The 14,167-nt window shown below is 43.0% G+C and carries 13 protein-coding genes, 1 rRNA gene and 1 riboswitch; of the genes, 10 read left to right on the top strand and 4 right to left on the bottom strand.

What is annotated here, in order from left to right; genetic code table 11:
* Window positions 1–45 precede the first annotated feature (45 nt).
* Window positions 46–93, top strand: a complete 48-nt coding sequence (spfP, locus tag L4D74_RS25190; protein ID WP_438356636.1) for a small protein SpfP — start codon at window positions 46–48, stop codon at window positions 91–93.
* Window positions 94–522: 429 nt separating this feature from the next.
* Here the strand turns inward: spfP and yihA are convergent, their stop codons facing one another.
* Entirely contained in the window at window positions 523–1,203 is a 681-nt protein-coding gene (yihA, locus tag L4D74_RS18095; protein WP_428753920.1) for a ribosome biogenesis GTP-binding protein YihA/YsxC, read from the bottom strand.
* 194 nt (window positions 1,204–1,397) lie between these two features.
* Here yihA and L4D74_RS18090 point away from each other — a divergent pair, with 194 nt between their 5' ends.
* The 3 genes from L4D74_RS18090 (at window position 1,398) to dinF (ending at window position 5,044) form a co-directional block, all read left to right on the top strand.
* Complete coding sequence (locus tag L4D74_RS18090) at window positions 1,398–2,015, top strand: c-type cytochrome (protein WP_265675209.1); 618 nt, start codon at window positions 1,398–1,400, stop codon at window positions 2,013–2,015.
* A 748-nt stretch (window positions 2,016–2,763) separates the two neighbouring features.
* The gene (locus L4D74_RS18085; protein WP_428753775.1) at window positions 2,764–3,576 is read left to right on the top strand and encodes a class I SAM-dependent methyltransferase; all 813 of its coding nucleotides are present in this window, start codon (window positions 2,764–2,766) and stop codon (window positions 3,574–3,576) included.
* A gap of 154 nt (window positions 3,577–3,730) precedes the next feature.
* On the top strand, window positions 3,731–5,044 hold the full coding sequence (dinF, locus tag L4D74_RS18080) for an MATE family efflux transporter DinF (RefSeq protein ID WP_428753774.1): 1,314 nt from the start codon (window positions 3,731–3,733) through the stop codon (window positions 5,042–5,044).
* Window positions 5,045–5,136: 92 nt separating this feature from the next.
* On the opposite strand, the gene sthA is transcribed toward dinF, so the two are convergent.
* The gene (gene sthA / locus L4D74_RS18075) at window positions 5,137–6,537 is read right to left on the bottom strand and encodes a Si-specific NAD(P)(+) transhydrogenase (RefSeq protein ID WP_428753772.1); all 1,401 of its coding nucleotides are present in this window, start codon (window positions 6,535–6,537) and stop codon (window positions 5,137–5,139) included.
* A 419-nt stretch (window positions 6,538–6,956) separates the two neighbouring features.
* On the opposite strand from sthA, the gene fabR reads away from it, so the two are divergent.
* Together fabR and L4D74_RS18065 are read left to right on the top strand one after the other, a co-directional pair.
* Window positions 6,957–7,598: an HTH-type transcriptional repressor FabR gene (gene fabR, locus L4D74_RS18070; RefSeq protein WP_250618775.1), complete on the top strand. Its 642-nt coding sequence runs from the start codon at window positions 6,957–6,959 to the stop codon at window positions 7,596–7,598.
* Complete coding sequence (locus tag L4D74_RS18065; RefSeq protein WP_265675213.1) at window positions 7,598–7,969, top strand: YijD family membrane protein; 372 nt, start codon at window positions 7,598–7,600, stop codon at window positions 7,967–7,969. Before fabR ends, L4D74_RS18065 begins: the two co-directional genes overlap by 1 nt.
* A gap of 66 nt (window positions 7,970–8,035) precedes the next feature.
* On the opposite strand, the gene trmA is transcribed toward L4D74_RS18065, so the two are convergent.
* Complete coding sequence (gene trmA / locus L4D74_RS18060; protein WP_428753770.1) at window positions 8,036–9,148, bottom strand: tRNA (uridine(54)-C5)-methyltransferase TrmA; 1,113 nt, start codon at window positions 9,146–9,148, stop codon at window positions 8,036–8,038.
* Window positions 9,149–9,301: 153 nt separating this feature from the next.
* Window positions 9,302–9,511, top strand: a riboswitch (cobalamin riboswitch).
* Between the two features lie 56 nt (window positions 9,512–9,567).
* Here trmA and L4D74_RS18055 point away from each other — a divergent pair.
* The 3 genes from L4D74_RS18055 (at window position 9,568) to murI (ending at window position 13,013) form a co-directional block, all read left to right on the top strand.
* The gene (locus L4D74_RS18055; protein WP_428753769.1) at window positions 9,568–11,418 is read left to right on the top strand and encodes a TonB-dependent receptor domain-containing protein; all 1,851 of its coding nucleotides are present in this window, start codon (window positions 9,568–9,570) and stop codon (window positions 11,416–11,418) included.
* Window positions 11,419–11,473: 55 nt separating this feature from the next.
* Window positions 11,474–12,139: a Dph6-related ATP pyrophosphatase gene (locus L4D74_RS18050; protein WP_428753767.1), complete on the top strand. Its 666-nt coding sequence runs from the start codon at window positions 11,474–11,476 to the stop codon at window positions 12,137–12,139.
* Between the two features lie 70 nt (window positions 12,140–12,209).
* Window positions 12,210–13,013 (top strand): glutamate racemase, encoded by an 804-nt coding sequence (murI, locus tag L4D74_RS18045; protein ID WP_428753765.1) that lies wholly within the window; start codon window positions 12,210–12,212, stop codon window positions 13,011–13,013.
* Here murI and L4D74_RS18040 read toward each other — a convergent pair.
* A complete protein-coding gene (locus L4D74_RS18040) occupies window positions 12,982–13,428 on the bottom strand; it encodes an RNA recognition motif domain-containing protein (RefSeq protein ID WP_428753764.1) in 447 nt (148 codons plus the stop codon). The genes murI and L4D74_RS18040 overlap by 32 nt on opposite strands.
* A 646-nt stretch (window positions 13,429–14,074) precedes the next feature.
* Between L4D74_RS18040 and L4D74_RS18035 the strand changes: the two genes are divergently transcribed.
* A 16S ribosomal RNA gene (locus tag L4D74_RS18035) occupies window positions 14,075–14,167 on the top strand; the annotation flags it as partial.

Below are 14,167 nucleotides of genomic sequence, written 5' to 3'. Positions count from 1 at the left end.
TTAGATCAGTTGTTGTACATTGGTCGTGTAGGGTACAGAGGTAAGATGTTCTATCTTTCAGACCTTTTGTTTCACGTTATTGGATTAGGCTGATTCAGCCGCCCCAGTCAGTATTTGACTGGGGCGTTTTTTCTTGTGCGAAAGAAAAAATTAATTCAGCCCGCTTTTCCTTTATTTTCTCGTTGTTTTAGACCATTCATGTGTCTTTATTATCTATCGTTTTGTAATTTAATCACCTTCACACTATTGATAATTTCAGTATGAAATCAAGTCTGTAGAAGTTTGCGGAAATGTGTTTTTAAGATATTGAAAAATATGGAATAGAATCAGTTTTTCTTTGTGTGGTTTACGAGGAAGTAAAGAGAGGGAGAGCCGAGGAGGTCACATTTTATAGACCATTGAATTGAAAAAATAGTTATCTTGATGAATTCTTACATCAAACAATAACTAAATCTTCTCTCTCCCATTGCCCTGCCAGGACGGCGGGGCGTTTTGTTTCTATCGTTGGGAAATTACAACGAATTATTCAGACGGCTTTTGGACGGCGTCTTCGTCTTGTGCTTCAGCTTCTTCTAAGTGTGCAAATGCTGGAGCAAACCACGTATCGAGTTTACGACGAAGTTGTTCGACCCCCATCCCTTTCAGTGATGAGAATGCATCTACTTGTACGTCACCATCAAACGTAGCTTCTGCTTGCTCGCGAATCTTTAGAATTTGAGCGTTGCGAGCGCCACTTTTTAGTTTGTCTGCTTTCGTTAGCAACACTTGCACTGGGATATTGGATTCAACTGCCCAAACAATGAGTTGCTGATCAAGATCTTTCATTGGGTGACGAATATCCATGAGAACAACTAATCCTTTTAAGGATTTGCGTTTTTGTAAATACTCACCAAGCGAACGCTGCCATTTTTTCTTCAATTCTAATGGAACCTGAGCAAAACCATATCCCGGTAGGTCGACGATATGACAGCCTTCATCCACTTTGAAGAGGTTGATTAACTGAGTTCGACCAGGTGTCTTACTGGTTTTAGCCAAACTTCTTTGGTTGGTAAGTCGGTTCAATGAACTCGATTTACCTGCGTTGGAGCGTCCTGCAAACGCAATTTCGATACCTTCATCTTCTGGTAAGTGACGGATATCGGGCGCACTTGTTATAAAATGCGTGTTTTGATAATGAATTTTTACGCTCACTGTTAACTCCATCTCGACTTTGTGTAGTCGATTGATTACTTTTTTGTGAAATTGTGTAAAATAACCGTGCTCGGCATATGGCCACACATTGTACCATGAACGGTGTTAATTGCCCGAGTTACCTTATTTTGCTCGTCAAACGAATAATAAACGTGTAACTCTGATGGAAAGTGGTACTGGAAGCTTGATAATTATAATGGAATGTCATGAAAAAATTAGCGCTAATCTTGAGTCTTGTAGCCAGCTGTTCAGTATGGGCTGAAGGCAATATTGAAGCTGGTAAAGCAAAATCCCTAACTTGTGTTGCTTGTCATGGTACTGACGGTAACAGTCAGTTGACGATGTACCCTAAAATTGCAGGCCAGCACGCAAAATACATCGAAAAACAATTGAAAGACCTAAAACTGGGCATGACGAGTGCCGGTAAGCAAGGTCGTTACGATCCCGTAATGGGTGGTATGGCAATGCCGCTATCTGAAGAAGATATGGCTGATTTGGCTGCCTACTATGCATCAATGCCCATTTCAGCGAATAGCACGCCAGAAAATGTCGTTGAACAAGGTAAGACCCTTTATACGGCTGGTGATGCTGAGCGTGGTATTACCGCATGTATCGCGTGTCATGGGCCAAGAGGTAACGGCACCGAGCTATCTGGTTTCCCTAAAATATCAGGTCAGCATGCCGAATACATTCAAGCCCAGTTGGAAAAATTCCGCAGTGGCGATAGAAATAACGATATGAACGCCATGATGCGAGATATCGCCAAGAAATTGAACGATGAAGATATTACGACATTGTCGAAGTACGTTGGTGGTTTGCACTAATAGATTGCCCGACACTGTTTAGAATACGTGAGCCCAACGTCTGTTTCTTTTTGCCCGTATCCGAGCTAACAAAGCCCTTCATTTGAAGGGCTTTGTTATTTCTAGGCATCGTGCACATATTTCTGTAGAGAGGTGAGTACCATAGATGATGCTTTTCTGAGGGTGGTGTGAGATATTTGCCATACTTACTATCGCTGATTACTAGTGCTTTGTGTCTAAGTGATTGAATAATAGTGTTTTAATTCGATGTCGAGAAATGATGGCTCATAATTATTTTCAAGCGGTTGTTTTCGTCTTTGGTTCGGGTAAATTAGTCCGGGTCGACAGGGTGTTGCGAGATGGATTTGGTGTCAGGATGACCACCAAGGATGCTTGGCTAGGAAGCTAAGAAGAATAAATGGAAAACTTGAACTTGGAGTTCAGGTTTACAGGGATGGTGACCTCTCTCAAGGCTGAGAAAATTAAGGGACAGGGTTTAGGAAGAACTCTCGCAGATGGTTTTGCTAGGGAATATGAAAACGCATCAGGATGATGACAAATAAGAATTAGCAGTGGAAGCACGAATAACAAATGGATATTTGTGAGGCATTAATAGTGCCGACCGATTTCGCCAAATGGCGATGGAAAGCGACAGGTTATCCTGTCGCTTTTTTTACATATCCATAAAGCTAAATGAGAGTTAATATCATTTAACTTGCGACTGCATTTGAGATCGATTATCATTTGCTCATCTACAGGGGATGTGCAAATGACGACTCACAAGCAACCAGTTACAAAAACGCTAAATGTACCGACCAAGTTACTTAGGCCGCTATGGTTTAGAAGCCGAGAGAGCTTGCTGGATGATGGGCTTGTCTATGATCCTATCGCAGCGTATGCATGCCGTCGGTGCCATCTTGCCTCCGATTGTCTATCTGGTAACGTCGACCAAGGGCAGCTGCTGCACGCGACTTTGACGCAAATCTGTGACCTGCAAGTTAGACGTTTCTTGGAGTCGAACCCTAATGGTTTAGTTATTAATGTTGGGGCTGGATTAGACACACGTTTTTATCGACTCGATAATGGCCGTTGTCGCTGGATAGAAGTGGATACCAATGAACATTTAGTTTGGCGCCAACGATTATTTCATCGTAGTGAACGTTATCAACTGATGTGTGGTTCGATCGATGACATGACTTGGCTTCATGAGTTGCCGAGCGAACAATCCCAACCCGTTTTGGTGGTTTGTGAGCAAGCGCTTTTGGATCGACGAGAGAATAGAGTGGCACATTTTGTTCAGTCTATTGGTTGCCATTTTCAACACGCTCAAGCGTGCGTTGTATTAGCGGGTGACCTGAGTCAAAACCGTTTGGGTCAGAGAATGGGCTGTGAAGAGTATCAACACGGTTTTAAAAGGCCTACTCAGTCTCTGCTGAATTGGCTGCCATGGATTCACCGAGCTACTCTGATTTCCCCAATAGATCAGCATTGCCAGCGTTGGAGTCGCTGGCAGCGAGTTCTTGCTAAATTACCCGTCTACAAGAATAGATTGACACCCAATGTTATCAATATTCAGTGGTAATTCAGCAGCTTCATAGCGTAATAATTTTTTTCATACTGTCTACCCATTAGGATTAGCGATACCATTACCTCTTTGCTGTGGTTGTTTGCCATGATTGCAATGGTGATGTGTCGAGGTTGGTGTGCTATCAAATCCGTTTTCGCTTTTACTTAATATGTCCTTACATCGTAGGGTATTGTTGCTCGCTATCCCTATGGTTCTGTCTAATATTACGGTGCCTTTACTTGGCCTTGTCGATGCCGCTGTCATTGGGCATCTCGAGCATGCGTGGTTCTTAGGTGGTGTTGCGTTAGGTAGCACGATGATTAGTGTGACATTTTGGCTACTTGGGTTTCTGAGGATGTCAACAACTGGACTTACCGCTCAGGCTTATGGAGCGCAGGATAAACGTCAGCTCGCCTTAGTGTTTTTGCAAGGCAGTTTGATGGCATTAGGTTTTGCCGCCCTTTTTTTAGTATTTCACTCGTGGTTGTCTGACGTGGTGTTCTCACTGAGCAGTGCAAGTGATCAAGTGAAATACTATGGCGCGCAATATTTTGCGATTCGAGCTTGGAGTGCCCCAGCGGCGCTGATGAATTTCGTTCTATTGGGTTGGCTATTGGGTACCCAAAATTCGAAAGCGCCAATGTGGATGGTACTGATTACCAATGTTATCAACATTGTGCTCGATGTCGTGTTTGTTATTGGTTTTGAATGGCAGGTGGAAGGTGCGGCATTCGCTTCCGTGATTGCTGATTATAGTGGTTGTCTCTTTGGTTTGCTTTGTGTCGCCAAAACATGGAAAAGCCGACACTTACCTAAGCTCACTTCTCTCTACGCGGAAGCGACACAAGATATTGCTCGTTTCGTACGACTAAATCGAGATATATTTCTACGTTCGTTATGTTTGCAAGCGACATTCAGCTTTATGACGTTTCAAGGCGCGGCCTTTGGTGATGACATTGTCGCAGCCAACGCGGTATTGATGAGTTTTCTCATGATTATCTCTTATGGTATGGATGGCTTTGCTTACGCGATGGAAGCAATGGTCGGGAAGGCGATGGGAGCAAAAAGTAAGGAGGAGCTAGTGGAGTCCTTAGTAGGGACATTTTTTTGGAGTTTCATTATTTGTGTCGTGTTGACCGTGCTTTTTGCTATTGCAGGGACATCATTGATTGCTTTGATTACTTCGATAGAGACGGTGCAGCAGCAAGCTCAACATTACTTACCCTGGTTGATTGCGATGCCTCTGGTATCCATGTGGTGCTTTCTATTTGATGGTATTTTTATAGGTGCAACAAAAGGGAAGGAGATGAGAAATAGTATGTTCATTGCGACGTGTTGCTTCTTTCTGCTCTTCACGCTGTCGGCTGGATGGGGCAATCATGCGTTATGGTTTGCCATGATCAGCTTTATGTTAATGCGCGGTGTTGGGCTTGCGGTGATCTTTATCCAACAATGGCGTAAAGGGGCATTCTTGGCCGCTTAAGGTATGAGGTGAAGTGCGAGTCTGTTACTGATTTAAAAAAATAGGACGAAATTAATATCGTCCTATTTTATGAGGAAGGATTAGAGCAGCGCTTAGAATAGTCGATTGAGCCCATTCAGTGCGGCGACTCGATAAGCCTCTGCCATTGTGGGGTAGTTAAATGTGGTATTAACAAAGTACTCGATGGTATTTGCTTCTCCTTTTTGCTCCATAATGGCCTGCCCGATATGAATGATTTCAGCGGCTCGCTCGCCAAAACAGTGTATCCCCAAAATCTCTTTGGTTTCTCGGTGAAATAGAATCTTAAGGCTTCCTACATCTTTGCCGGCTATTTGCGCTCTGGCAAGATGCTTAAAGGAGGATCGTCCTACTTCATAAGGCACTTTTGCTTCCGTCAGTTCTTGTTCGGTTTTACCGACAGAGCTAATTTCAGGAATGGTGTAAATCCCTGTTGGAATATCTTCAATCAGTGTGCCTTCCGCTTCACCTTGTGTGATGGCTTGGGCGACAAATCGCCCTTGGTCATAAGCGGCGCTCGCTAAGCTCGGGTAGCCAATAACATCACCGACTGCGTAAATATTATCGATTTCTGTTCGATAATTACCATCTACTTTTAGCTGACCGCGTGAATCAGGTGTTAGACCGACAGAGGAGAGGTTGAGCGCATCAGTATTACCGGTGCGACCATTAGCGAAGAGAATACAGTCAGCACGCATTTTTTTGCCAGAGTTGAGATGGACAATAACGCCATCTTCCGTACCTTCAATTTTTGCGTAAGTCTCGTCATTACGAATCATCATACCGCTGTTCCAAAAGTGATAGGACAATGAGTCAGACATTTCGTTATCAAGGAAGGCGAGCAATCGGTCTCGGGTATTGATGAGGTCGGTCTTCACGCCAAGCCCACGGAAAACGGAAGCGTATTCACAACCAATGACACCTGCGCCGTAAATAATGATATGACGAGGGTCGTGTTCTAGCGACAAAATGGAATCACTGTCGTAGATACGCGAGTGGTCAAAATCCACATCATCAGGGCGATAAGGGCGTGAACCTGTGGCGATAACAAATTTATCCGCAGAATAAGTATCAATAGTGCCGTCTTGCTTGGTGACCTCTAGTGTATTTGCGTCAGTAAAGCGTGCTGTTCCAAAAAGAAGCGTGCACTCATTGCGGTCATAGAAGCCTTGACGCAAGCGAGTTTGCTTGTCGATAACGGATTTCGCATGACCGAGAATATTGGAAAAGGTCGAATGCAAGCTGGTGTTGTTTTTGCAAAATAGGGGGTTGCTGTTGAATTCGATAATTCGACTTACGGCGTGGCGCAGGGATTTAGATGGGATGGTACCCCAGTGTGTACATCCGCCGCCGACACTGGCTTCTTTTTCTATGATCGCGACATTTAGACCTGCTTTGGTCAAACCCATAGCAGCCCCTTCGCCACCAGGACCACTACCAATAACGATTGCATCAAAGTGTTTGGAGCGACTCATAAAATAATCCTCGTTTCGCGGTAATACCAAGCAATACCCTATATTGGCTTTAAAGCGCCAGAGGAAAGTGGGAGGGCATATCGTTAATTAAGGTGGACTAACGTTATTGCTGGTTAACATCGCGTAAATTTATGTTATCGAGATTCTAACGGATTATTAACGCAGGTAAACGGATCTGAGGCGATACAGTGTGAATGATCACGGACTTTGCACTGAAATTACAGCGCAGTAGAGATTTAGATAATAGCATTATCACTTTGATGTGTTGTGATTGGTTACAAACTGAAGTGAGAGTTGTAAAAGGTTTTAGTAAAAATCCTTTTCCCTACACTTATACAAAATCACTATTCGCGTTATATTACTGGCTCTCCCTCGATTACCGCCATGAGCGGTAAACAACAAGTACACCTAGGTTAAGTATGAAATCAATGGGAATCCGTGCACAACAAAAAGAAAAAACGCGTCGTTCATTGATTGATGCTGCGTTTAGCCAGTTAAGTGCTGATCGCAGTTTTTCCAATTTGAGCTTGCGTGAAGTGGCGCGAGAAGCGGGCATTGCCCCAACTTCTTTTTATCGTCACTTTAAAGACATGGATGAACTGGGTCTCACCATGGTAGACGAAGGGGGCTTACTGCTTAGGCAGTTAATGCGACAAGCGCGCCAACGTATTGTCAAAGAAGGCAGTGTGATTCGCACTTCGGTCGAAACTTTCATGGAGTTTATTGCGAGTAGTCCAAATGTTTTCCGACTATTGTTGAGAGAACGTTCGGGCACGTCGTTTGAATTTCGTGCCGCGGTAGCAAGGGAAATTCAGCACTTTTCTGCAGAGCTGACTGAGTATTTGGTTAGTACTGGTATGGATCGTGATGAAGCATTTGCCCAGGCAGAAGCGTCGGTCATTCTGGTATTCAGTTCAGGTGCTGAAGCACTTGATTTGAGTAAAGCGGAAAGATATGAACTCGCTGAAAGGTTGATTGTCCAATTAAGAATCGTGGCCAAGGGCGCACACTGGTACCGTAAAGAACGTGAACGAAACCGTCTAAAAGAAGGGTCGAACTGATGTCTAAAGAAATTTCCTCTGAAAGCAGTAACAGCGGTAAAAAAACACTGGTACTAGCACTTATCGCTGGTATGTGTGGTAATGCTATGTTGTCTTGGTTGACGATTAGCGAAATGACTTTCTCTATTTTTCCTTTGATTGCACTCGTGCTATCACTGCAGGCGCTTTATCAAGAGTACCTAAAAAATCCGATTCCTGAAGATTTTCCTATGGTTGGCCTAGCGGCATTTTTTGTTGGGGCATTTGGACACTCTGCGTTTACTAAGGCGCAGTATCCGGATGCAGGTGGCAACTTCTTCGCGATTATTGTCGTGCTGGTGCTGCTTTTCTGGATTGGTAAGAAATTAGGTTACATCATGAAAGAAGCCTAAGTTGAATATAGAAATAAAAAAACGAGCCTGATGGCTCGTTTTTTTATTTCTGGCAGTTGAACAATATTAGTCAACTTTGCGCTCTAACATGACACCCGCTTCAATGTGATGTGTGAACGGGAATTGGTCAAAAAGTGCGAACCGAGTAATAGTGTGTGTTTCACCAAGGAGGTCAAGGTTGTCTTTTAAGGTTTCAGGGTTACACGAAATGTAGAGAATACGTTCGTAGCCTTGCACCATTTTACATGTGTCTACATCCATTCCTGAGCGGGGTGGATCGACAAAAATCGTATTGCAGTTGTAGCTTCTTAAGTCGACATTTTGCTGTTTTAGGCGGCGGAATTCACGCTTTCCTTCCATTGCTTCAGTAAAATCTTCTGCTGACATTCGAATAATTTGCACATTATCGATGTGGTTTGCTGCAATGTTGAATTGTGCAGAGTCAACAGAAGGCTTGGCAAGTTCAGTCGCAAGAACACGCTCGAAGTTTTGTGCCAGAGCAAGAGAGAAATTACCATTTCCACAGTAAAGCTCCAGCAGATCGCCTTTGCTCTCTTGTGTACAATCTACTGCCCATTCCAACATTTTCTGCGCCACAGGACCATTGGGTTGTGTGAAGCTGTTTTCAACTTGTTGGTAGTGGTATGGCTGATTGTTTACGTGCAACGTTTCCATCACGTAGTCTTGGTCTAGTACGATTTTCATTTTTCGGGCACGACCAATTAGATTGAGTTTAAAGCCCTCGTCATTCAATCTTTGCTTCAGCGCTTGAGCGTCAACCTTCCAAGCGTCATCCAGCTGACGGTGATAAAGCAGGGAAACTAAAATCTCACCGCTGAGCGTGGAAAGAAAATCTACTTGGAATAGCTTCTTACGTAAAACGTCATTACCTTTCATCGCATCGATAAGGAGCGGCATCAAATCATTGATGAGGCGGCTCGCTGCTGGGAATTGGTCGACACGATACTTTTCACGAGTTTCTTGGTTGAACATGACGTAGTACATGTCTTCACCTTCGTGCCAAACACGGAATTCAGCACGCATGCGATAGTGCTTCTCAGGAGAAGTAAAGACTTCGAGTTCAGGAGCAGAATAAGGCGCCATCATGTCGATCAGTCGTTGAGATTTTTCGTCGAGCTGAATTTGGTAGCCTTCTGGTGTGAAGTCGAGGTTTGCCATTATAGTTGCCTATCGTCGGTAATGAGTTTTTAAAGGAGGGCAGATTTTATTCAATCTCCCGGCGTTGTCCAGTTTTTCCCAGAAATGTCTTTTATTAGGGCTGTATATCTATAGCTTAGTTCAATCTGTTATGGACAAATTATCATGTTGTTAATACCATGCCGCTTAGCTGGTGTGAGAATGACAAAGGAATCTCACTGAAAAGGGAATCTGGTGTAAATCCAGAACTGACGCGCAGCGGTAAAAGAGAACGAACACTCATAAGACACTGTATTGCATACGGGAAGTCGAGTTAATAGGTTTAGGAACATGATGTTCCTAGTGCTCTTAAGTCCGAATACCTGCCAGCAGCCAAGCTGCTCACTCAATAACCAATGTGAGCGACTCGGAAGGACTTACGCGATTAGGACAATATAACAATGAACCAATCTATTTTGGCGATAGCAGTGGCTGCATCGCTCTCTTCTTATGCTTCTTTTTCACGGGCGCAAGAGCAAGAAAAGCCAACCCAAGAAACCGCTAATGAAACGATGGTAGTGACAGCTAATCGTTTTGAGCAAAACGAAGCGTCTGTCATCGCCCCGATTAGTGTCGTAACTCGTCAAGAAATTGAAGTTATTCAAGCTAAAAGTATGTCTGATGTTTTAAGGCGTCTACCGGGTGTTGAAATCACTCAAAATGGAGGTCGTGGGCAAGCTACATCGATCTATTTGCGAGGAACAAATAGCAACCATGTTTTGATGTTGATTGATGGTATTCGTTACAGTAGCGATACGACCAGTATGTCAATAAATCAATTCCCTGTCGGCTTGGTTGAGCAAGTTGAAGTGATTCGTGGGCCAAGTGCAGCTATTTATGGCTCCGATGCAATAGGAGGTGTGATTAATATCATTACTCGTACTGAATCTAATGATGAACGAAAACAGATAAATGTTGGTGCTGCGAGCCATAACGGTAAAGATGCTAATTTTGTGGCCAAATCAAAGATAAATGATAAAGGTCATATTCAGATCGCTGGTGGGTATGAGAAAACTGATGGCTACGACTTTAAAGCAGTACCTGATGGTACTAATTATGGTTATGAAAACCGCAACTTACACCTTGGCTATAAGCACGAATTTAATCGAAATTGGAGTGGATTAATCGATTATCGCTGGTTTGATAGTATTGGTGAGTATAATAGTAACGGGACTGTGAAAAAGGGTTCAGTTGACAACCAGAGTGTATCTGGACGTTTAGATTTCGATAGAGATGCGTATAAAACGTTCCTTACGTTAAATTATACCTTAATTGAAAAGCGCGATTATGCTCAGTCAGTAGGTTCTGCTAATGCGGACACGCATAGTCAAACTGGTGCACTCAATGCCCAGTGGTCCAATTTATATCAATTAAACGAAGTTCTAGCTCTAGGCGGTGGGATTGACTATAGACAAGAAACTCTCTCTGATGATGCGATGAGTTGGGGGAGTGCTCATAAACTTGCAGGAGAAACGCGTGATACTATAGGTGGATATATTTCTGGTCGAGCTGATTATGAGAAAGTCTCTATAGAAGCAAATGCTCGCTATGATAAGCATGATAAATACGATGATTATTCAACTTGGTCATTGGCTGCAAAATATAGTTTTGCGAGAAACTATAGTACTTATGCGAGTGTTGGCACTGCATTTAAAGCACCGAGTTTTAATAGCTTAACAACTACCCCAGATTTAGAGCCAGAAAATTCTCGCAATATAGAGATCGGGATTACAGGCTTGACTGGCTTTTTGGATTGGCAGTTATCAGCGTACAATAACAAAGTCGATAACTTGTTGATTTGGTACACCGTGCCAGGTAACCCATTCGGTAAAACGTATAATGTCGATGCGGATATTAAAGGGCTAGAAGTTGAAGGTCGTTTTGATACTGGTCCCTTCCACCATACTCTGATAGCCGAATATAAAGATCACAAAGATGTTAATGGCACGCAATTAGCGCGACGAGCTAAAGAAAACTTCAAATGGATTAGTGAAGCAGCGCTTGGTGATTTTGATTTAAGTTTGACATATATCTACACTGGCAAGCGACTTGATCTGCCAACAATGAATCCGACAGATAGCGACTATCTACCGGCAACAAGTTTGTGGGATACGGCGGTATCGTATTGGATAGCAGATAATCTTGCTGTTCGTGGTCGTATAGATAATGTGTTTGACGAGGAGTATGAGACAGCGAAAGGCTATCGCTCTCCGGGTCGCACATTCTATGCTTCGGCAACGGTTCTATTTTAGGATAAGTGGTTAATAATCACGTCACTGCCTAGTGGTGGCGTGATTTAGACGTAATATGAAAAAAAACATTATTATCAGCTGGTCATCAGGAAAAGATTCTACGCTAACCCTAGAAAGGTTAATGGAGTCTGAGGATTACCATGTAGTAGGGTTGTACACGACGCACGTAAATGGTGAAGTCCCTTTTCAAGTGACGCCATTATCTGTCGTAGAGATGCAAGCACAAAGACTAGGTCTACCGCTCGTAGCCATAGAGTTGCCGGCCGTCTTTCCTAGTAACGAGATCTATCAGTCTAAAGTGATTCAAGGAATACAAACATCTGGATTGCCAGTTGATGGCATCGCCTTTGGTGACATGTTCTGTAACGGCATTGTTGATTACCGCAAGAGTTATGTCGAACCGGCGGGTTATGAGGCTATTTTTCCGCTACTGGGAGAAGACAGTTATACCTTGGCGAAAGAAATACTGCAGCGTGGCATTGAAACGGTAATGGTGACGGTGGATCGCAACGTGTTACCAGAGTCCATCTGTGGACGGTTTTATACTCAAGAGCTAATTGATAATCTACCTAAGCATGTTGACCCTTGTGGCGAGGATGGGGAGTTTCATACCTTAGTAGTTCATTCTCAATACTTTTCGTCTTCAATCGAACTGGAGCATTGCGGCATTGAAACCGCCGAGCGATTTAGCCATCTTCGCTACCGTGTCGTGTCAGATTAACATTAACCAGGTTTACGCTAACCATGCTTGTCAGTATGATTAGCGGCAATATCGCTAAAGTTTTGTTGTTATGTCGAATCAAATAACCAAGAAAAATATTCTCATCTTTGACTCTGGTGTCGGTGGACTCTCAGTTTTTAAAGAGATCTATGCTCGATTGCCTAACGAGAATTATATCTATTTGTTTGATAATGAAGCCTACCCTTATGGCGAATTGGCTCAAGATGTCTTAATTACTAGAACTTGCGCATTAGTGAAGCAAATGGTGTCGGTGACGAAGATTGATATTATCGTAATCGCTTGCAATACGGCGAGTACGATAGTGTTGCCTCATTTGCGTCAGCAGACATCTATTCCCGTTGTTGGTGTCGTTCCTGCAATAAAGCCAGCCTCAATACTGTCGAAGACCGCGGTAGCATTGATTGCGACTCCGGCCACAATTACAAGACAGTATACGCAAGACCTGATTCGTGACTTTTCAACAGATAGAGAAGTTAAGCTTATTGGTTCAACTCGTTTAGTTGAGTTAGCGGAAGATAAACTGAGAGGCCGTGCTATAGACCAAAGTGAGATCGGGCAGATCCTTTCATCACTTAACAACAATATTGATGTAGCAGTTTTAGGGTGTACTCACTTTCCTCTATTAAGAGAAGAGATCGGTCACGCACTCGGTGATAAGGTTGAATTGATTGATTCTGGTGAAGCTATAGCAAGAAGGGTAGCGAGTCTTTTAGGAGAAACAGAGGAAGAGACGGAAGAAGGGCTATTGAGTATTTTTTGTAGTGCGCCCCCTGTAGAGGAGGCGGCACTAAATAACGCAGTACAATTGTTAGGCTTTACACCTATTCAACTATTTCCCCTTCAGGGTGTTTAGGGTCGTTAGCGACACGAACTTTCAATGTACGCTGCATGTAATCTTTTTCGTTGATAGCATTGATAGCGGCATCGACATCAGAACTAGCCATAACAACAAATCCAAAGCCTCTGCGTTTACCTGTTCTTTTATCCTTCATTAGCCTCACAGCAAAGACCTCCCCGTATTCACCAAATAGATCTCTTACATGAGACTCATTAGCTTTATACGGTAGGTTCCCTACATAGAGAGTTTTAGTTGAATTCGATGATTCGGATACTTGCTTAGGTGCGGAGGTTGAAAGCTTTACGACGAAAAAAGTGGCAACCACACCAACAACAAATGCGAGAGCTGGCGAAACTGTAAGTTGAGAGAAGATGATTCCCCCTAATACGGCAACAGCGATCACCAGAAAGACTGATTTTTTAGAATCCATATTTAAATACTACTTTTCTTAATTGCGAATAATGACATCTATCGTTAAAAAATAGATATAAGAATATTACGTAGTTGAGGGGGATTTTTCCAATTAATTGATGTGATGTATTTCAAATGTTGGATTTTAATCAAGAAAAAAGCATCTTGATGGCATTTTGAGCAAACAATAATTAATTTGGAAAAAACACTTGTCATCAGTTGAGTGATCTCTATAATGCCGCCTCACCGACACGGAGTGAGACGAAAGTCACATTGGCGAGTCGGTTTGGAGTAGAAAAGAAAGTTTGAAAAAACATCTTGACTCTCCAGTCGGGAAGCGTAAGATACGCACCCCTAACGACGAGACGCCAAGCGACGAAGACGTTAGAAATGTTCTTTAAAAATTTAGACCTATATCAATCTGTGTGGACACTTGTTGATGATAATCATTATGTTTACTTCTGCTTTGAGCGGAGATAAACCACTTCTTCGGAAGTAAAATGGTTTTCAATGAACACGTGACTTAAGGGTAGTAAGTTCGCTTACTGTCACACAGTCAAAATTCATTATCGTTCTGTTGGAACGATAATAGCTTTAAAATTACTTCTTACTTTTTAAGTAAGGGACAGTTTTGAAGTCAGTATTCATTGAGCCGACAAAATCTTAAATTGAAGAGTTTGATCATGGCTCAGATTGAACGCTGGCGGCAGGCCTAACACATGCAAGTCGAGCGGAAACGACAACATTGACCCTTCGGG

Source organism: Vibrio cionasavignyae (assembly GCF_050337155.1).
GTDB classification, from domain to species: Bacteria; Pseudomonadota; Gammaproteobacteria; order Enterobacterales; family Vibrionaceae; genus Vibrio; species Vibrio nomapromontoriensis.
Note: the sequence above shows the minus strand (reverse complement) of the source record. Positions and strands in the feature narration are given on the sequence as shown.

What these genes read in the sequence shown, in the direction of transcription:
- trmA (WP_428753770.1), bottom strand. Translation starts at nt 9,148, where the DNA reads ATGGCAAACCTCGACTTCACACCAGAAGGCTACCAAATTCAGCTCGAC.
- L4D74_RS18050 (WP_428753767.1), top strand. Translation starts at nt 11,474, where the DNA reads ATGAAAAAAAACATTATTATCAGCTGGTCATCAGGAAAAGATTCTACG.
- fabR (WP_250618775.1), top strand. Translation starts at nt 6,957, where the DNA reads ATGAAATCAATGGGAATCCGTGCACAACAAAAAGAAAAAACGCGTCGT.
- sthA (WP_428753772.1), bottom strand. Translation starts at nt 6,537, where the DNA reads ATGAGTCGCTCCAAACACTTTGATGCAATCGTTATTGGTAGTGGTCCT.
- L4D74_RS18040 (WP_428753764.1), bottom strand. Translation starts at nt 13,428, where the DNA reads ATGGATTCTAAAAAATCAGTCTTTCTGGTGATCGCTGTTGCCGTATTA.
- L4D74_RS18055 (WP_428753769.1), top strand. Translation starts at nt 9,568, where the DNA reads ATGAACCAATCTATTTTGGCGATAGCAGTGGCTGCATCGCTCTCTTCT.
- yihA (WP_428753920.1), bottom strand. Translation starts at nt 1,203, where the DNA reads ATGGAGTTAACAGTGAGCGTAAAAATTCATTATCAAAACACGCATTTT.
- L4D74_RS18065 (WP_265675213.1), top strand. Translation starts at nt 7,598, where the DNA reads ATGTCTAAAGAAATTTCCTCTGAAAGCAGTAACAGCGGTAAAAAAACA.
- L4D74_RS18085 (WP_428753775.1), top strand. Translation starts at nt 2,764, where the DNA reads ATGACGACTCACAAGCAACCAGTTACAAAAACGCTAAATGTACCGACC.
- L4D74_RS18090 (WP_265675209.1), top strand. Translation starts at nt 1,398, where the DNA reads ATGAAAAAATTAGCGCTAATCTTGAGTCTTGTAGCCAGCTGTTCAGTA.
- dinF (WP_428753774.1), top strand. Translation starts at nt 3,731, where the DNA reads ATGTCCTTACATCGTAGGGTATTGTTGCTCGCTATCCCTATGGTTCTG.
- murI (WP_428753765.1), top strand. Translation starts at nt 12,210, where the DNA reads ATGTCGAATCAAATAACCAAGAAAAATATTCTCATCTTTGACTCTGGT.